We start from the raw sequence: 18,845 nt of genomic DNA, 5'->3' as shown, positions 1-18,845 counted from the left end.
ATGCGCGCTTCCCCAATCACGCCAACCGTCGACTTCGACGCGGATGGAGAGCAGCACGGGTTCCTGAAGCTGCCGTACTCACGCGACGATTCCGCGTGGGGCGCGATCATGATCCCGATCACGGTCGTCAAGTGTGGCGCAGGTCCCACCGTGCTGCTCACGGGCGGCAACCACGGCGACGAGTACGAGGGCCCCGTCGCACTCTCGAAGCTCGCGTGCAGCTTGAAGGCGCGCGACGTTCGCGGGCGCGTGATCGTCGTGCCGTTCATGAACTACCCGGCATTTCGGGCGGGCACGCGCACGTCGCCGATCGATGCGGGCAACCTCAACCGCAGCTTCCCTGGCAAGCCCGACGGCACCGTGACCGAGAAAATCGCCGATTACTTCCATCGGCACTTGCTGCCGCTCGCCGACTACGTGCTCGACATCCACGCCGGCGGACGCACGCTCGACTTCGTCCCGTTTGCCGCCGTCCATCTGCTGCCCGACGCAGGTCAGCAGGCGCGCTGCGAAGGCGCGATGCTCGCGTTCGGCGCACCGTACTCGATGCGGATGTTCGAACTCGACAGCGTGGGGCTGTTCGACAGCGCGGTCGAGGAGGCGGGCAAAGTGTTCGTTACGACCGAGCTCGGCGGCGGCGGCACGTCGACGGCGCAAAGCGTTGCGATCGCCGAACGAGGGGTGCGCAGCTTCCTACGCTTTGCGGGTGTGTTGGAAGACGAGGGGCAGGCCGAGCCGGGTCCGCGCACGACGACGCTGCTCGATATGCCCGACGGATCATGCTTCACGACGAGCGAGCACGAGGGGTTGCTCGAGATGTGCCGCGATCTCGGCGAGACGGTCGCGCGAGGCGACTTGCTCGCGCGCGTTTATGACACCGTGCATCTGGGCACGCCCGGTATCGAATATCGAGCGAAGCGCGAGGGCATCGTCGCCGCTCGGCATTTCCCAGGGCTCGTGAAAGCCGGCGACACGATTGCCGTCGTTGCCGATGTCGTCGAGCGCGCAATTGCCGCCGCGGCGTGAATCGAGGCTGACGTGATCAAGCTCGACCGCTACGACCTCGCGATCCTGCGCATCCTTGCGCGTGACGGCCGGATCACGAAGTCGAAGCTCGCCGAAGAGGTGAATCTATCGATTTCGCCCGCGTGGGAACGGGTGCGCAAGCTCGAGGAGAGCGGTGTGATCCGAGGCTACCGTGCCGACGTCGATTGGGTGGGCGCGTTCAACGGAAGCCGGATCATCGTCGAGGTGACGCTCGCGCGCCATACCGCGCACGACATGAGCCGTTTCGAGGCGCGCGTGCTTGCTGCGAAAGAGGTCGTCCAGTGCCACGCGACGGGCGGTGGGGTCGACTACGTGATGCATGTGATCGCGCGCGACATCGACCGGTATCAACGTTTCATCGACACGCTGCTCGCCGAGGATCTCGGCATCGAACGCTACTTCACGTACGTCGTGACGAAGGTCGTCAAGGACGCGCCGACTCAGGAACTCGACGCCTTCGATCCGTTGCCGCACGGCGATTGAGCGTTCGTGTCGCGACTCGCAAACACAGAAAAAACCGGCGGCCGGCACCCCGCAAAACGGAAATTTCCGCGGACGCAGCCGAGACAGAATGAACGTTATCCCAATGCTACCGAGGAGTGCGTGACATGATGCTCGGACATCCCGTTCTGTTCAAATCGCTGTGCTACGTCGATGGTCACTGGACGCATAGCGACAGCGCGTCGACGATCGCCGTTCAAAACCCCGCCGACCAAACCGTTATCGGCCACGTTCCTATGCTTGAACGCGCGCAGATCGTCGCGGCGATCGGTGCGGCCGAGCGCGCGTTCGCGACGTGGCGATGGGTGCCGCAGGCACAACGCAGCGCGGTGCTCCTGCGCTGGCACGCGCTGATCGTTCGGCACTGCGACGATCTTGCGGCGCTGCTGTCGCTCGAGCAGGGCAAACCGCTCACGGAGGCGCGCGGCGAGGTTCGCTACGCGGCGAGCTTCGTCGATTGGTTCGCGAGCGAAGCCAAGCGCCTCGCGGGCCGCACGATCCCGACGCACATCGAGGGCGCGCATCTCGGCACGATGATGGAGCCGGTCGGCGTCGCGGCGCTCATTACGCCCTGGAATTTCCCCGTTGCGATGATCACGCGCAAGGCAGCGGCCGCACTTGCTGCCGGCTGCACCGTGGTGGTCAAGCCTGCGCACGAAACACCGTTCACGGCGCTTGCCCTCGCGCAGCTCGCGGAAGAAGCCGGTTTTCCCGCGGGCGTCTTCAACGTGGTGCTCGGCGAGCCGCAGATGGCGATGGAAACGCTCGTATCCGACGCACGCGTGCGCTCCGTCAGCTTCACGGGCTCGACGCGCGTGGGCAAGCTCGTCGCGCAGACGGCCGCACAGGCGGGCATCAAGAAGCTCGCGCTGGAGCTTGGCGGCAACGCGCCCTTCATCGTGACCGAGGACGCCGACCTCGATGCTTCGGTGCGGATCGCGGTCGCCGCGAAATTCCAGACGTCGGGGCAGGACTGCTGCGCGGCGAACCGCATCCTCGTTGCACGGCCGCTCTATGAACGGTTCGTCGCCCGATATGCCGAGGCCGTACGCGCCCTCAAGGTCGGCGGTGCGTTCGAGCCCGATGTCGAGGTTGGCCCGCTCATGCACCAAAACGCATTCGACAGCACGCTCGCGCGCATCGACGACGCACGCGCGAAGGGCGCACGCATCGTGGCGGGCGGCGGTGCGCACGAGCGAGGCGGCTGGTTCGTCGAGCCGACCGTCGTTGCCGACGCGCGGCCCGGCATGCGCATCTATGACGAAGAGAACTTCGCGCCGATCTCCGCGATTTCGCCGTTCGATACACTCGACGAAGCGCTCGCGCGCGCGAACGACACCGAGTACGGCCTCGCGGCCTACGTGTGCGCGACGAGGGTGGACACGATCTTCCAACTCGTGCATCGCCTCGATTTCGCCATGGTGTCGGTCAACGGCGTGAAGTTCACGGGCGCGCCGATCCCGTTCGGCGGGATGAAGGCATCGGGCCTTGGCCGCGAAGGCGGCTTCGAAGGCTTCGAGCCGTTCGTCGAAACCAAATACTTTTGCCTCGGCAATCTCGGCCTGCCGATCTCAGCGATCGCGGCCATCGCCTAACGCACCACAGGAGCCATCATGACGCAATCATTCGAACAACTTTTTCAGCAGGATCGTGCGCACTTCATGCATCCGTCGACGCACGCCCACGACCATGCGTCGGGCGCACTGGCGGGCAAGATCATTCGCGGCGCGAAGGGTATTCGCATCGAAGACCACCAAGGCAAGCAGTACATCGATGCATTCGCGGGCCTTTACTGCGTGAACATCGGCTACGGCCGCACCGAGGTTGCCGATGCGATGTACGCGCAAGCGAAGCAGCTCGCCTATTACCACACGTACGTCGGGCATTCGAGCGACGCGATCATCGAGTTGTCCTCGCGCATCATCGACTGGGCGCCGGCCGGCATGAAGAAGGTCTATTACGGAATGTCGGGATCCGATGCCAACGAGACGCAGGTGAAGATCGTCTGGTACTACAACAACGTACTCGGCCGGCCCAGCAAAAAGAAAATCATCTCGCGCGAGCGCGGCTATCACGGTTCCGGCATCGTGACGGGCAGCCTCACCGGGCTGGCGAGTTTTCATCAACACTTCGACTTGCCGATCGAGCGCGTCAAGCACACGGTGTGTCCGCACTGGTACCGCAACGCGCCGGCCGGCATGAATGAAGCGCAATTCGTGGCCCATTGCGTCGACGAACTCGAAAAACTCATCGCCCGTGAGGGCGCGGACACGATCGGTGCGTTCATCGCCGAGCCCGTGATGGGCACGGGCGGCATCATCGTCCCGCCGAAAGGCTACTGGGCGGCAATCCAGCAGGTGCTGCGCAAGCACGATATTTTGTTGATCGCCGACGAGGTCGTGTGCGGTTTCGGTCGGCTCGGCTCGAAGATGGGTTCGCAACATTTCGACATCGAGCCCGATCTGATTACGATCGCAAAGGGTTTGACGAGTGCCTATGCGCCGCTCTCGGGCGTTATCGTCGGCGAGAAAGTGTGGAGCGTCGTCGATCGCGCCTCGCAAGAGCACGGCCCGATGGGGCATGGCTGGACTTACTCGGGCCACCCGGTTTGCGCGGCGGCCGCGCTCGCGAACCTGGGCATTCTCGAGCGCGAGAACCTCGTGGGTCATGCAGCGGATGTTGGCGGCTACTTGCTCGAGCGGCTTCACGCGACGTTCGACGCGCACCCGCTCGTCGGCGAAGTGCGCGGTGCCGGCATGTTGGCGGCGCTCGAGTTCATGGCCGACCGCGATGCGCGCACACCGTTCGACGCCACGCTCAAGGTGGGGCCGCGTGTATCGGCGGCCGCGCTGCAACGGGGCGTGATCGCGCGCGCGATGCCGCACGGCGACATCCTGGGCTTTGCGCCGCCGCTCGTCACGACGCGCGTGGAAGCGGACGAGATCGTCGCGATCGTGAAAGAGGCGGTCGACGAGGTTGCCGATCAGGTGCTGGCGGGTTGAGTGCGAGGGAAGGGCGGAGCCGTCCGGCTCCGCATCACGCTTGTATGTTGGCGGGTTTGTCGTCGTCGCCATCCAGCGAGAAGACTGTCTTCGGATCGAGGGACAGCGCGCCGGCAATGTCGTGTGCCACTTGCCGCTCGAAGGTATTGCGGAAGAGCTCGTACAGACTGGCGGGCAGGCTGCCGAGTTCGTTTTCGCGATAAGCGATGTAGAACGATCGATGCAACTCGCTCGACGGCCGTCCAAATCGGGAAAACGAGCTGAGCGGGACGACACGCACATCGGGAACGTAGTGTCTCGACTGCCATAGGCACAACGGCGTGGTCAGTGCGAACCCCAAGCCGGCAGCGACCAAGCTCAGCAAAGGGTCGGTCGCATCGAATTCGCAGGTCCGTTCGATGTATTCGGCCTGCGAGCTCAGATAGGCATCGACCTGCTGCCCATTGATGGACCGCGCGCTGTAGCGAACGAATTGCAGATGCTTGCTCAAGTCGGTCAACGTGGTGAATCGGTCCATGTCGAACGCCTTGGGCAACACCACGAAATAGGGCTCCGAGAATAAGCGCAGCCGCCGAATCTCGGGCACGCGCGAATAACCGTTCATGGTCACTGCCACGTCGAGTTGCCTCGCTTCGAGCTGCGCGTCGAGGTTTGGCGTAATGCCTGACCATAGACGGATTTGGTGTGCGGATCCGGCCAGCGCGCGGGTGAGAATGGGGCCGATCATCGCGGCAAACGAATCGATCGCGCCAAGGCGGACGACCGTGCGCTTGGCTCGGGTGACGTTGCGCACGCTCTCCACCATTTGATCCACGTTGCGCAGCAGTTCGGTGGAGCGCTCGAAAAGCCGCCTGCCCGCCGCCGTCGGGCGGGCAGGGCGCGACGCGCGATCGAGCAGTGTCGTGTCGAGTAGATTCTCGAGCGCCTTGATTCGTTGCGAAACGCCACCTTGGGTAATCCCCAGGCGATTCGCGGCATCGGACATCGACCCCGACTCGACCACGCAAACCCAACTGATCACCAGATCCCAGTCGGGATAGTGCTCCGCCGATAAAGATTCCATGCCGCGCTGTGCCCCGATTGTTTGCAAATTCAGCATCACGCTATCGCCGGCCCTCGATTCGGTCGAGTACGCCAGTCAACGCATACTGATAGTGCTCGTAGTTCGCTTTTGCGGTCAACTCGCGATGCACCTGTTCGTTGATGCCGCCCGGTGTCATCGATTGATCGACGAGATCCGAGAACGGCGTGTCGACGGCTTTCGCGCCATGCGCGAGGCCAAGCGAATAGGCCGCGAGAAACGAGCGGGCTTTACCGTAGTCGAGCCCTTCGCTGACCAGCCACTGCGCCTGGCTCTCCAGCACAGCGTAGAAACTCGCCATCGTCGCGGTGGCCGCCGACAGGCAGTCGAACTGATGCTCGTTCTCGACTTCCACCGCCACGCCGACATGACTGAATAGCTGGCGCGCCACGCTGTCCTGCGGATACAAGGTTGTGCTGCCGAGCGCATCGGCTACGGCTGGAAGAGGAATCGCGCGTACGATCGTGCCGACGGCGCCGATCTGCTTGCGCAGCTCGCTCATCTTCATGCCGGCAACGAAGCTGATGACATGATGGGACGGGCGAAACGTGAGCTCCGCCAATACCTCGGCTGCAATCTGCGGACGAATCGCAAGGCAGATGACATCCGAGGCGCCGAGCACGTCCTGATTGCGCTCAAAAACACGGATACGCGGGTCCATTGCGGCGAGCATCGCGGCCGTTTTAGCATTGCGGTTCGACAGGGCAATCGAATCGAACGGCGCACCGACTCGCACGAGTCCCGTGACGACGGCTTGGGTGATCGCACCCGTTCCAACAAATCCTAGTCGCATATCTCATTCCAATAAACAATAAACGGCACACCGAAAGAAGGCCGATCCGTATGACAGGCGTTCAACCAAAAAGCGTTTACGCTCGATGCCTGTCAAGACCGTGGTAAAACCCGGCCGGGGTTCATCGTGTCGCGTGGGTCGAGCAATGTCTTGATCGACTGCATTAAATCCAACTCCACAGGATCCTTGTATATCGACATCTCAGGCACGTGCAGCGAGCCGATGCCATGCTCCGCACTGAACGTACCGCCCATTGCGGCCGCGATGTCGTACAGCAAATGACTGAGCGCGAGTTGCGTCTTCCGCTTGTCGGCAAGCGAACCCCAGTACGCATGGCTGAACATCGCGATGTAATGCAGGTTGCCGTCGCCCATATGGCCGACGACGACCGGCTCGGCTTCGGGGAAGTGCTCCGCGAGCGTCTTGCCCGCCTGATCGATGAAATCCGGAATACGGTAGGTCGGCACGGCAATGTCGTGAGTGATGCCCATTCCCTGCCGAACGTTCGATTCCGTCACGCTATGACGGATCTTCCACAGATCGGCCCGCTGTTGCTCGGTGGTTGCGGCAATGGCCTCGCCAACGACGCCTTTCTCAAAGGCATCGCGCAGATAATCGGTTAGTCGATCGGTCCACACTTCGCTCGTATCCGTCGTGGCTGCCAGTTCGACCAGCACGATCCAGTTAGGCGTGGCTTGAAACGGATTGCGCGTTTGCGCCGCATGGCGAAGCGAAATATCGAATTCGCTTTTGGAAATCAGCTCCAGCGCGACGAGTTCGCCGGGGAAACGAGCCTGTAGCTTGAGGCCTTCATCGACGGCCGCATCGATCCGCGCGAATCCGAGCATCGCCGTTGCGCGCGCACGCGGCCGCGGAAAGAGTTTGAGACTGGCGGCCGTGACGATGCCCAGCGTTCCCTCGGCGCCCACGAACAGGTTCTTCAGGTCATAGCCGCTATTGTTCTTGCGCAAGGTACGAATACCGTTCCATATGCGTCCATCCGGAAGGACGACTTCCACGCCAAGCACTAGGTCGCGCGTGTTCCCGAAACGGACCACGTTCGATCCACCGGCATTCGTGCTCAGGTTTCCGCCGATCTGGCAGGATCCTTCGGCGCCAAGCGACAATGGGAACAAGCGATCGACCTGGTCGGCAGCCGCTTGAATGTCCGCGAGAATGCATCCGGCCTCGACCGTGATTGAATTGTCTCCCGCGTTTAAGTCGATGATGCGGTTCATTTTCGCGAGATTCAGCACAATGCTGTTGCCTTCCTCATCCGGAACCGACCCACCGCATGTACTCGTGTTGCCGCCTTGAGGAAACACCTTGATCGCGTGATCGTTGCAATAGGCCAGGACCTTGGCGACATGATCCGTGTTGCGCGGAAATACGATGCAAGCGGCAATACCCGTATGCCGCTTGCGCCAGTCGATCAGATGAGGCGCCATGTCTTCGGAAACGCTCGCGATGGCGGATACGCCGACGATGGACTGCATCGCATCGACAATCTGTTGACGATTCATTGCTGGTTCTCTCGTATTGCGGGTGTACAGGATTCTTGCAGGCTAGCCATCGCATCGCATAGCGTGCTCAACGAGCGCCCACTCCTTGATAAGGGAGCTTCAGATCGCGCTTTATTCGTTTTCCAGCAGCGCGGGCAAGACCTGAGCGATGCGCTGGCGCAGCGCTTCGGAGGTAGAGAAGAGCGGTGGCAGCACGCCGCCGAAATCCAGACCCGTCAAACCGAGCGCCGTTTTGAGCGGCGCGGGGTTGGGTTCGGCGAATAGCGCGTCGATGAGGGGACGGAAGGTGGCGTGCAGTGCGATCGCTTCGCTCAGTTGGCCGTTCATCGCTAGCGTGAGCACACGCTTCCATTGGCGCGGGATCAAATTCGAACTGGAAATGATGCCCCCGACCGCGCCCATGGCGACATGAAGCGGTAGTACATCCTCTTCGCCGCTGAGAATCGCCATTTTCGACGCCGAGTGCTCGGCCACGCGCATCTGTTGCGCCAGATCGGGGTTGCACGCTTTGATGCCGACAACGCGGGTCATCTCGGCGAGTCGGTTGACCGTGTCGAAATGCAGCGACACGCCCGTGCGATAAGGAATTTCGTACAGGATGATGTCCGCATCGATCTTGTCGGACAAACGCTTGTAATAGTCGAGGACGCCTTCCTGGGTCGGTCGGTAGTAGTACGGCGTAACGACCATGATGGCCTTTGCGCCCGCGGCCACGTAGGCGCGCGCGTTCTCGACCGCGTCGTTGAAGCCGGCTGAAATGACGCCGGGGATCACGGGACAACGACCGCCCACGGCTTCGAGCGTCGATTCGACGACGTCGAGCCGTTCGCGGAACGTCAGCGAAATGTATTCGCCGGTGCCGCCGACGGGAACGATCGCGTCGGCCTCGGCTTTGATCAGACGTTCGATGAGCTTGCGTAGCTCGCTCGCGCTGAACCGACCTTCGCTGTCGAATGGCGTTGGGACGGACGTCATGATGCCCGCATACTGGTGACTCTTGCTCATGCTCTACCCTCATGGTTGCCGTCGAGCGAACCGCCGCTCGATGTCGCTGGGCAGACAATAGATAACCAGAAGCTCGCCGCACATGAGCATCGCTCGCGCTAATACATTCCTTAAGCGTGGCTAAAGTGAGCGGTCCTTTTTGTCAGCGCGTATCGCATCGGCGCGCGGCCTGACCCGGTCCAACCCGGCCTAACCGGGCGGATGGCGAAAGCCTCCGTGCTTAAATTTTTCTAATCCTGTTATTTAGAGCGGGCGCCGTTTGCGCGAGCCGCAATTTTGATTTGTCTACGCTGAGCGCGGTTTCGGGCCGAATGCCTATTCGTCCGGAACTGTTGAGCGCCGCGTCGGATACCGTTCGGGCGGCGCGCTCTCTCACCTCCCGCACGGATTCATCCATATGAAGAAAAAGCTCGTATTTCTGGCTACGGTCGCGAGTATTCCGGCGCTTGCGCACGCGCAGAACTCAGTTACGTTGTATGGCCTGATCGATGTCGGCATGGTCTATGCCAATAACGCGGGCGGTCACAGTCAAGTGCAGATGTCGAGCGGCAACATCAACGGCAGTCGCTGGGGTCTGAAGGGAACCGAAGACTTGGGCGGCGGTCTGCAATCGTTGTTCGTGTTGGAAAGCGGTTATAGCCTGAATAACGGCAAGCTTGGACAGGGCGGCGACCTGCTCGGTCGCCAGGCCTACGTGGGTCTCGCGTCATCGTCACTCGGAACGATACTGCTCGGCCGCCAGTACGATTCGATCACCGATTATCCCGGTCCGTTCGAAGCCGCCAACCAGTGGTCGCCATACTTCGGCGCGCACCCGGGCGATCTCGACAACGTCAATGGCACGAATCGCATCAACAACACCATCAAATACAAGAGTTTGTCGTACGGCGGCTTCACGTTCGGCGGCATGTATAGCCTCGGCGGAATCTCGGGGCAATACACGCGCAATCAGATCTACGCCATGGGTGCCGCGTACCAGCAAGGGCCGCTCGCGCTCGGGCTCGCCTATGAAAACATCCGGGACCCGAACTACTCCCTGTATGGGAACAATGCGTCATCCAGCACGACTGGCTTGAACGTCACCAACCGGATATTTTCCGGCTATGCGTCGGCCCATGTGCAGCAGATCATCGCGGCGGGCGGTGCCTACACGATCGGGCGAGCCACGATCGGCGGCACTTACAGCTACACGCAATTCGGGAACCTGGGCTCGGAGCCGGGGCTCGCAGCGACCAACGTGGGTCGCTCGGCAATGTTCGACAACGCCGAGTTGAATTTCAAGTACCAACTGACTCCCGCGCTGCTGCTTGGTACGGCCTACGACTATACGAAGGGTTTCGGCATCAACCGGGTGACCTATCAGCAGGGCGTGGCCGGCGCGGTGTATCTGCTGTCGAAGCGCACGGATCTGTACGCCGATGTGATGTATCAGCACGCGTCGGGAACCGATTCGACCGGTGCTCCCGCGGTGGCCGCTCTCAATGGCTTGACCGCTTCGACGACGCCCAATCAGATGCTCGCCATCGTCGGCATGCGTCATCGCTTTTGACGTTCGATGCGCGAGTGTTCGTATTAGCGGGCGCTAAGTTAAGTTGAAGTGCGAGTCGAGCCTGCAGCGGTCGAATCGCGGGCGCCGATCATTGATGTGCAAAAAAATAGCGGAGAAGGAGAGGGGCAATGCGCTTTAAGAAAGTCGTCAGCATCGGTCTTGCGGTAGGTTTGTGTTTCGCCCAAGCCTCATACGCGGAAAGCCAACCCGGTCATCTAAGAATCGGTACGTCGTTGACGCAGATGCCGTGGGGATTCTTCGATCAGGGAAAGCCGACCGGCGTGGACGTAGCGATGTGCGGCGCATTGGCGAAGCAACTCGGCGATTCGTCGGAATTCGTCAACCTCGACTTCAAAGGCCTGATTCCCGCGTTGCAGGCCGACCGTTTCGACATTGTCTGCGCGGCGATGTACATCACGCCCGAACGGCAAAGCGTGATCCGGATGGTTCCTTATATCCAGGCATCGCAAACCATCATTGCCAAACAGAACGGCCCACTCGCGAGCGCGGCGGATCTTTGCGGTCACTCGGTGAGCGTGCTTCAAGGATCCGGCTCGCAGCAAGTGCTGCAAAGCGAGAGTCAGAAGTGCGATGCGGCCGGCAAGCCGGACATCGGCATCCGGGCGTTCGACACGCAGCCGATCGCGATCCGGGCGCTCGAGAACCATAGCGTCGATGCGTTCATCGCAACCGACTCGCTGGTGTCTTACTTCATGAGCCACAACAGCGGCTACAAGAAGATTGCCACCGGGATCAGCCCGATGATGCTCGGCATTGGCGTGCCGAAAAACGACGAAGCGCTTGCCGACAAGGTTCGGAAAGGCCTCGAACAGATGAAGGCAAACGGAACGTATCTGTCGATTCTCAAGACGTGGGGTATCGAAGGTGCCGCGGTGCCTTCGCTCTGACGCGATTGGAAGTCCAACCGCTTGACCCATGCGAACCCAAGCAAGGAGTGTTATATGAAGCAGGCATTGAAAGGCATCCTCAGCGCGATCCTTACGCCGTTCAGCGAAGACGGAAGCAAGATCGATGAATTCGCGTACGTCAAACTGATCAAGTCGCAAATTGCTGCCGGTATTCACGGCGTCGTGCTGTGCGGATCGACGGGCGAGCACCCTGCGCTGACGGTTGCCGAACGCAAGCGCCTGTTCGAGATCGGCAGCGAGACGGCAAAGGGCAAGACAGACGTGATCGCGCACGTCGGCTCCAGCAACGTGCGCGATACCCTCGATCTCACGCGTCACGCGAAAGGGCTCGGCGTCGATCAGATGCTCGTGGTCACGCCTTATTTCGATCGGCTGAAGTTCGCGGACGTACAACGGTTTCTCGAGAAAGTGGTCGACATCGCAGGCGGTCCGATCATCTACTACGACACGCCGGGCATTACCGGCCTCGACATCAGCGAAGCGCAAATGGTGACGTTGCGCAAGGAGGGGCTGGTCTCGCACATCAAGGACAGCCCGGCCAGCTTCACGCGCACGATGCGCATGCTGAGCAATCCGGACGCGCCGATCGTGCTGGCCGGTTCAGATCCGGCGTTGCTGGCGGTGCTCGCTCACGGCGCGCCCGGCACGATCATCGGTGCGTCGACGTTCATCCCCGAACTGTGCGTGCAGTTGTATGAGGCCGTGTCTGTCGAGCGGGACTTGCCGCGCGCACTAGCGGTGTGGGAGAAGCTCTGGCCGATCATCGATTTCATGCTGCTCAACGGCTATGTCGCGTTGGCCAAGGCCGGTTCGGCGTTGCGCGGCCTGCCGCTCGGCGAACCGCGCGAACCGCTTGCGGCGTCCCCGGAAGCATCGCTCAAGCAACTCAAGTCGCTTCTGGCACAAGCGAGTGTCGGGCCGTTGTCGGCTCTGTAAACGGAGGCGGGTGATGACTGTTTGGGATTGGTCGGTGTTCTTTAGCGATCTCGTCGAGCCTTCCATTTTGTCGGGCTTGTGGACGACGATTTGGCTCACGCTCGTTACGCTGATGCTCGCCATCGTGCTCGGCACTTGGGTCGCGCTCGTCGGTGGTGTCAACCATCGCGTCACCCGTGGCTTCTACCAGGGCTACGTCGCGTTCTTTCGCGCGACGCCGCTTCTGGTTCAACTCGTGTTTCTATATAGCGCGATGCCGCAGTTGGGCGTGCGGCTATCGGTGATGGAAGCAGCGCTGATCGGACTCATGTTCTCCGAAAGCCCTTACGTTGCCGAGATCGTGCGCTCGTCGCTGTCTGCGGTGCCGGTGGCGCAGTGGGAGGCCGCGCGTGCGATTGGCATGCGGCCGGTCACCATCATGCGCGCGATCGTTTTACCTCAGGCTTTGCGCATCGCCATTCCGCCGTTGGGCAACGAGTTCGTGCGTCAGTTGAAGAACACGTCGCTCGTATCGGTGATCTCGATGACCGAGTTGTTCCGGGCGACTGACAATCTCACGCAGGCGAACTTCCGTGTGCTGGAGGCATTGACCGTTGCGACGATCTATTACCTTGCGGTGACGGCCATCTGGACGCTTTTGCAAGCCGCATTTGAGCGGCGCAATTCGCGATGGTTTGCGGACGTGCGACGCCGTACGTCATCGGTCAAGACTTCTCTCGCGGAGCAGCAATGAAAAGCGTGACCTCCAACACCGGCCGGTTTCTACGTGTTAACGGCGTGGTCAAACACTACGGCGATTATGTCGCGCTGCAATCGGTCTCGCTTGACGTTGCAAAGGGCAGTGCGGTGGCGCTGATCGGCCCGAGCGGATCGGGGAAGAGCACGCTGCTGCGCTGTATCAATTCACTCGAAGAGATTGCCTCCGGAACGATCGAGGTGGGCGAGTGGGAAGTGGGCTACCAACGCGCGGGCACGACGAGGCGCCGGCTTGGCGCTGGTGCGCTCGCGGCGCAGCGCGAGCATATCGGGATGGTCTTCCAGAGCTTCAACCTGTTCCCTCATATGACCGCGCTCGAGAATGTCACGTCGGGCCCGCGGCTGGTGCGAGGCGAGCGTGCCGAGAGCGCGCGCAAGAAAGGGATTGCGTTGCTCGAACGGGTAGGGCTGGGCAGCAAGGCGGCGCATTTCCCACGGCAACTATCCGGGGGGCAGCAGCAGCGCGTGGCGATCGCACGCGCGCTCGCGATGGATCCGCAGATCATGCTGTTCGACGAGCCGACCTCCGCGCTCGATCCCGAGACCGTGCAGGAAGTGCTGAACGTGATTCGCGATGTGCGTGAGTCAGGCATGACCATGCTCATTGCCACTCACGAGATGGAGTTCGCACGCCACGTATCGGATACGACGATCTTCATGGAAGCGGGGCAGATCGTTGAGCGTGGCGCGTCGCGCGATGTGCTGTTCTCGCCGCAAACCGAACGTTGCCAACGCTTTCTCGCGGGGCTGACGGGGCAAAGAGAGTGAGTTTCGAGCCGCTCCGTGAACAGACAGCAGTGGCGGCACTTCATGGCGGAGGCGGAAGCAAGAGGCGCCGACGGGATCGCCGGCGCAGTTCGGCCACCGGAATGCTCTCCCCAACTCGCGCCCGCCACGGAATTGATGGTGTGCGCGCTCGCAGGGGAGGGTAGGGAAGGTGCGTAGGCCGCACGCAATCAGCCCTCCCGATAAGTGCCTTTGGCTTTGGCCGCATGGGCGGCAAGAATGTCCATCAGCGCCGGGCTGAGGCAATCGTAGGGCTCAAGCCCGCGGTCTCGCAGCGTTTGGCGCACGTCTGCCATTGCGGACGGCGGGGTGCCGTTCTCGATGATCGACGAGACGAACGCAGCAAAGCCAGGGCCATCCCAACCCGTGTCCTTCGACAGTTCGGTATGGATGAAGTCCAACCCGTAGAACGCGTGCGCTTTGTTCTCGATACGTCCGAACAAATGCGTGCCGCAGCCTGTGCAGGCATGGCGCTGAATGAGCGCCGTGTCGTCCACGATCTTGAGCTTCTCGCCGTGCGCCGTCACCGTCACCTTGTCGCGCGGCACGACACCCACGACGGAAAATAGCGCGCCCGCGGGCTTCCAGCACTTCGTGCAGCCGCATGCATGATTGAACAGGACCTGCGCGTCGATACGCACCTCGACGGGCTCGCTCGCGCAGGAACAGCGCAACGTACCGCCCTTGAAATCGCTCGCGCCTTTTTGAATGCCGTGGTCGACACTCGGATGAATTGCCGTGGTCATGATCTGTCTCCTAATGGGGGCAGCGTGAAAATTTCTTGTCACGCCCCCGAGACGCCGATGATGACCGCTTTACTGCAGCCGCGATGTGCGCATCCGAGCGCTGCGCGCATGATGCTGCCGATGCAGTTCTTACTTCGCGACGGGCATCGAGAATTCAGCGCCTTTTTCAGTGCTTTCCGGCCAGCGCTGCATGATCGACTTCTGCTTCGTGTAGAAACGGACCCCTTCCTCACCATAGGCGTGCATGTCGCCGAACAGGCTTCGCTTCCAACCGCCGAAGCTGTGCCAGGCCATCGGCACGGGAATCGGCACGTTGATGCCCACCATGCCCACTTCGATCTGCCGGCCGAATTCACGGGCCACGTTGCCATCGCGCGTGAAGCACGCCACGCCGTTGCCGAACTCATGGTCGTTGATCAACTGCACGGCTTGCGCGAAGTCATTCACGCGCACGCATGCCAGTACCGGCCCGAAGATCTCCTCGCGGTAGATACGCATCTCGGGCGTGACATGGTCGAACAGCGTGCCGCCCGTGAAGAAGCCGTTTTCGTGGCCCGGCACCTTGAGGCCGCGTCCGTCGACCACGAGCGTCGCGCCTTCCTCGATGCCCGTCGCGACGTAGCCGTCAATGCGCTCGAGCGCCTGCCGCGTGACGATCGGCCCCATTTCCGCATCGGCCTCCATGCCGTTCTTCACGACGAGCTTGCGCGTACGTTCAGCCAGGCGCGGCACGATCTTGTCGGCCACGTTGCCCACCAGCACCGCCACCGAGATCGCCATGCAACGCTCGCCGGCCGAGCCGTAGCCTGCGCCGATCAGCGCGTCCACGGTTTGGTCGATGTCGGCGTCCGGCATCACGACCATGTGGTTCTTCGCGCCGCCCAACGCCTGGACGCGCTTGCCATGCTTGGCACCCGTTTCGTAGATGTAATTGGCGATCGGCGTCGAGCCGACGAAGCTCACGGCCTTCACGTCCCGGTGCGCGAGCAGCGCATCCACGACGACCTTGTCGCCCTGCACGACGCTGAACACGCCGTCCGGAAGGCCCGCTTCCTTGAGAAGCCGCGCCATGAACAGCGACGCCGACGGATCGCGCTCGCTCGGCTTGAGGATGAACGTGCAGCCTGCGGCGAGGGCGACAGGGAACATCCAGCACGGCACCATGCAGGGGAAATTGAACGGCGTGATGCCGGCAACGACGCCGAGCGGCTGGCGCACCGTCCAGTTATCCATGCCGCGGGAGACCTGCTCGGTGTAGTCGCCCTTGAGCAGTTGCGGAATACCGCAGGCGAATTCGATGACGTCGATGCCGCGTGCGACTTCACCTTGCGAATCGGAGAATACCTTTCCGTGTTCGGCGGTGATGATCGCGGCGAGTTCGTCCTTGTGGCGATTCATCAGTTCGAGAAAACGAAGCATGACGCGCGCGCGGCGGATCGGCGGCGTGTCGCGCCATGCGGGGAACGCGGCTTTCGCGCTCGCCACGGCGGCGTCGACGTCGGCCGCATCGCCGAGCACGAGGCGGCGCGCCACGGCGCCGGTCGCCGGATTGAACACCGGCTGCGTCCGCTCGCCAACGCCACGCTCGGTTTTGCCGCCGATGAAGTGAATCACGTCTGCGGAATCCGTATAGGCTTGCATGTCATCTCCTCTCGGTTAGTCGATGCCGGTCAGTGTACGAACGCGGCTACGGCATGCAAAGCGCCTATCATTGAATTGATTGTTTTCATGGGTGAACAATCAATGAATCGTTCACTGAAATATCGCCCAGCGTGCTGCTATCATTCAAACGCTCTATGAGGGTTTGCCGCGGGGATAGGATTCATGGATACGCAGAAAATCGAAGCACTCTGGACTCACTTGCATTGGCTCAATGTGCTGGCCGCGCAGGGCAGCTACACGGCCGCGGCGGCACGGCTCGGGGTCAGCAAGGCGGCGGTGAGCCAACGCATCGCCGAACTCGAACGCGTCGCGGGGATCGTGCTGGTGCAGCGCACCACGCGGAGCGTACGTTTTACTGAAGCCGGTATACGACTCGTAGACGATACGCGCCAGAACTTCGAGCGCATCGCGGCGAGCTTTGCGAGCGTGCGGGAAATGGCCGACGTCGTGCGCGGAACGGTCCGGGTCACGGCACCGGTCGCGTTCGCGCGTCAACAACTCGTGCCGCGTCTTGCCGAGTTCGCGCACGCGAATCCCGAGGTACGCGTACAACTCGAGCTCTCCGACCGGCTGACTTCGATCGCGAGCGAGGGCTTCGACCTCGCCATCCGCCATAGCACGCACGTGCCGGAGACGCACGTGGCTTGGAAGCTTTGCGATACCCGCTCCGTGATCGTTGCGACGCGTGGGTACCTGAAGCAGCGCGGTACGCCGCAGACACCGGCCGATCTGGCGCAGCACGATTGTCTCTACTATCCGCGTCCGGTGGGCTCGGGGGTGTGGTCTTTCGAGAAGGTTGGCCGCCGCAGTGCGAATTCGCGAATGAACGTGACGGTGAACGGTCCGGTTTCGGCGAACAACAGCGAAGCATTGCGGGACGCCGCGCTCGAACATCTCGGCATCACGCTATTGCCGGATTTCACCGCGCAATCGGCGTTGCAAGCGGGAAAGCTCGCCGTCCTATTGGACAAGTGGCGCCCGGTGGGTGCGTTCGCTTCGCATCTGCACGTGGTCCGTCCATACGGCGTGCAGGTTCCACGCGCGGTGAAGTGCTTTACGGACTTCTTGCGGCACACGTTCAAAGATGGATTTCCGTTGGATTGAGGACGCGATAGTCGTTGTTCGACAGCTTGAACTGAAACATCCCCGATGGAATGGACCGCGCCGAATCGCGGATAATCCGTCTACTGCTTCGGCCCATTTCGCTTCTTCCAAACGTCAGGCGATGCTCGATACTCAGCCCTCCCAACCTGTCCCGCCGGCGGAGCCGGTTGCGATCTCACACGATGCGCCCGCTATGTCACCCGCGCCACCCGCATCCGGGCCCAGCATCCGGCCCCCCAAGCCCGCTTTCCCTCCGCCTGCGCCCGTCGCTACGCAGTCAGGGCCTGACGCAATCCGCTTCGATTTCAACGACGGTTGCCGCGTCATGCTGCCGGAGGGCGGCTGGCGCGTACGGCTGCGCGATGCCGATACCGACAACATTCTGTTCGAGACGGAGCTGGATGCAGGCCTCGTACTGAGCACGAAGAAGTACTACGTGCGCTTCTGCGTCGAGATTTGGCGCCGCGACGCCGCACCCTCGGCGCAGCCTTCGTTCGTCCATCACTATCGCGCCGAGCAACAGCCGGTGTTGATTCAATTTCCGGTCGGTACGATCGGCGACATCGTCGGTTGGCTTCCCTATGCCGTGAAGTTCCAGCGCAAGCATGGCTGCCGCCTCACCTGCGCGATGTCGGATAAGCTCATTGCGCTATTTGCCGCGGCTTATCCGCAGATCGAATTCATCACGCACGAACAGGTGCGCCCTGAGCGCTATTACGCCACCTACAACCTCGGGCTGTTCTTCGATGATCCCGACTTTGCGCGGCAACCCTGCGACTTTCGGCTCGTCGGCCTGCATCGAACCGCGGGGTACATCCTCGGCATCGATCCTGCCGAGGAGGCGCCTCGCTTGGCGTTGGCCGACGAGAGCCGGCCGATCGAGGCGCCCTACGTCGCGATTGCCGTCCAAAGCTCTACGCAGGCGAAATACTGGAACCACCCCACGGGCTGGCGCGAGATCGTCGCTTTTTTGAAGGAGCACGGCTATCGTGTCGTGTGCATCGACCAGAAACCGACGCACGGGGCCGGCTTCGTTTGGAATCACATTCCCTATGGCGCCGAGGACGAGACGGGCGACCGGCCGCTGCAGGAGCGCGCACGGTGGCTGCGTCACGCGAGCTTGTTCATCGGCCTATCGAGCGGGCTTTCGTGGCTCGCGTGGGCGGCAGGCACACCCACGGTCCTCATCAGCGGGTTCACGCATGAGATCAATGAGTTTGCGACGCCTTTTCGGGTCATCAACTATCACGCCTGCAACAGTTGCTGGAACGACGTTCGGCAGCGCTTCGATCATCAGGATTTCTTTTGGTGTCCCCGTCATAAGGACACGCCGCGACAGTTCGAGTGCACGAGGCTTATCACGCCCGAGCAGGTGAAGGCGGCGGTGAGGCGCATTCCCGGCTTCGGGCAGTTGCAGCGATAGCG

General features: G+C 61.9%; 17 protein-coding genes. 11 read left to right on the top strand and 6 right to left on the bottom strand.

Going from position 1 to position 18,845, the window contains the following annotated elements:
- The 4 genes from doeB to J3485_RS10615 all read left to right on the top strand — a co-directional run bounded on the left by doeB (window position 1) and on the right by J3485_RS10615 (window position 4,550).
- Window positions 1-1,026, top strand: coding sequence for a N(2)-acetyl-L-2,4-diaminobutanoate deacetylase DoeB (gene doeB / locus J3485_RS10630; protein WP_206952428.1), 1,026 nt, complete (start codon window positions 1-3; stop codon window positions 1,024-1,026).
- 12 nt (window positions 1,027-1,038) lie between these two features.
- The gene (locus tag J3485_RS10625; protein ID WP_206952427.1) at window positions 1,039-1,530 is read left to right on the top strand and encodes an Lrp/AsnC family transcriptional regulator; all 492 of its coding nucleotides are present in this window, start codon (window positions 1,039-1,041) and stop codon (window positions 1,528-1,530) included.
- 125 nt (window positions 1,531-1,655) lie between these two features.
- On the top strand, window positions 1,656-3,143 hold the full coding sequence (locus tag J3485_RS10620) for an NAD-dependent succinate-semialdehyde dehydrogenase (protein ID WP_206952426.1): 1,488 nt from the start codon (window positions 1,656-1,658) through the stop codon (window positions 3,141-3,143).
- A gap of 18 nt (window positions 3,144-3,161) precedes the next feature.
- Window positions 3,162-4,550 carry an aspartate aminotransferase family protein gene (locus J3485_RS10615; protein WP_206952425.1) on the top strand — a complete coding sequence of 463 codons (1,389 nt, stop codon included), beginning with the start codon at window positions 3,162-3,164 and terminating at the stop codon, window positions 4,548-4,550.
- Between the two features lie 34 nt (window positions 4,551-4,584).
- Here J3485_RS10615 and J3485_RS10610 read toward each other — a convergent pair whose 3' ends face one another.
- The 4 genes from J3485_RS10610 to dapA form a co-directional block, all read right to left on the bottom strand.
- Window positions 4,585-5,613 carry a LysR family transcriptional regulator gene (locus J3485_RS10610; protein ID WP_206952424.1) on the bottom strand — a complete coding sequence of 343 codons (1,029 nt, stop codon included), beginning with the start codon at window positions 5,611-5,613 and terminating at the stop codon, window positions 4,585-4,587.
- A 40-nt stretch (window positions 5,614-5,653) separates the two neighbouring features.
- On the bottom strand, window positions 5,654-6,424 hold the full coding sequence (locus tag J3485_RS10605) for a pyrroline-5-carboxylate reductase (protein WP_206952423.1): 771 nt from the start codon (window positions 6,422-6,424) through the stop codon (window positions 5,654-5,656).
- Window positions 6,425-6,516: 92 nt separating this feature from the next.
- The gene (locus J3485_RS10600) at window positions 6,517-7,947 is read right to left on the bottom strand and encodes an FAD-binding oxidoreductase (protein WP_206952422.1); all 1,431 of its coding nucleotides are present in this window, start codon (window positions 7,945-7,947) and stop codon (window positions 6,517-6,519) included.
- 111 nt (window positions 7,948-8,058) lie between these two features.
- A complete protein-coding gene (dapA, locus tag J3485_RS10595; RefSeq protein WP_206952421.1) occupies window positions 8,059-8,952 on the bottom strand; it encodes a 4-hydroxy-tetrahydrodipicolinate synthase in 894 nt (297 codons plus the stop codon).
- Window positions 8,953-9,349: 397 nt separating this feature from the next.
- Here dapA and J3485_RS10590 point away from each other — a divergent pair, with 397 nt between their 5' ends.
- From J3485_RS10590 to J3485_RS10570, 5 genes are all read left to right on the top strand, one after another.
- Complete coding sequence (locus J3485_RS10590) at window positions 9,350-10,501, top strand: porin (RefSeq protein ID WP_206952420.1); 1,152 nt, start codon at window positions 9,350-9,352, stop codon at window positions 10,499-10,501.
- 128 nt (window positions 10,502-10,629) lie between these two features.
- Entirely contained in the window at window positions 10,630-11,409 is a 780-nt protein-coding gene (locus tag J3485_RS10585) for a substrate-binding periplasmic protein (RefSeq protein ID WP_206952419.1), read from the top strand.
- A gap of 54 nt (window positions 11,410-11,463) precedes the next feature.
- Window positions 11,464-12,366 carry a dihydrodipicolinate synthase family protein gene (locus J3485_RS10580; RefSeq protein ID WP_206952418.1) on the top strand — a complete coding sequence of 301 codons (903 nt, stop codon included), beginning with the start codon at window positions 11,464-11,466 and terminating at the stop codon, window positions 12,364-12,366.
- Window positions 12,367-12,379: 13 nt separating this feature from the next.
- Window positions 12,380-13,099, top strand: coding sequence for an amino acid ABC transporter permease (locus J3485_RS10575; protein WP_206952417.1), 720 nt, complete (start codon window positions 12,380-12,382; stop codon window positions 13,097-13,099).
- On the top strand, window positions 13,096-13,890 hold the full coding sequence (locus J3485_RS10570) for an amino acid ABC transporter ATP-binding protein (protein ID WP_206952416.1): 795 nt from the start codon (window positions 13,096-13,098) through the stop codon (window positions 13,888-13,890). Before J3485_RS10575 ends, J3485_RS10570 begins: the two co-directional genes overlap by 4 nt.
- Window positions 13,891-14,078: 188 nt before the next feature.
- Here the strand turns inward: J3485_RS10570 and gfa are convergent, their stop codons facing one another.
- Together gfa and J3485_RS10560 are read right to left on the bottom strand one after the other, a co-directional pair.
- Window positions 14,079-14,654 carry an S-(hydroxymethyl)glutathione synthase gene (gene gfa, locus J3485_RS10565; protein ID WP_206952415.1) on the bottom strand — a complete coding sequence of 192 codons (576 nt, stop codon included), beginning with the start codon at window positions 14,652-14,654 and terminating at the stop codon, window positions 14,079-14,081.
- Window positions 14,655-14,783: 129 nt separating this feature from the next.
- Complete coding sequence (locus J3485_RS10560; protein ID WP_206952414.1) at window positions 14,784-16,295, bottom strand: CoA-acylating methylmalonate-semialdehyde dehydrogenase; 1,512 nt, start codon at window positions 16,293-16,295, stop codon at window positions 14,784-14,786.
- Between the two features lie 183 nt (window positions 16,296-16,478).
- On the opposite strand from J3485_RS10560, the gene J3485_RS10555 reads away from it, so the two are divergent.
- Entirely contained in the window at window positions 16,479-17,420 is a 942-nt protein-coding gene (locus J3485_RS10555) for a LysR family transcriptional regulator (RefSeq protein WP_206952413.1), read from the top strand.
- Window positions 17,421-17,541: 121 nt separating this feature from the next.
- Window positions 17,542-18,843 (top strand): autotransporter strand-loop-strand O-heptosyltransferase, encoded by a 1,302-nt coding sequence (locus J3485_RS10550; RefSeq protein WP_206952412.1) that lies wholly within the window; start codon window positions 17,542-17,544, stop codon window positions 18,841-18,843.
- Window positions 18,844-18,845 lie beyond the last annotated feature (2 nt).

Source organism: Trinickia acidisoli (genome assembly GCF_017315725.1).
GTDB lineage: Bacteria > Pseudomonadota > Gammaproteobacteria > Burkholderiales > Burkholderiaceae > Trinickia > Trinickia acidisoli.
This window is presented reverse-complemented; position numbering and strand designations above follow the sequence as displayed.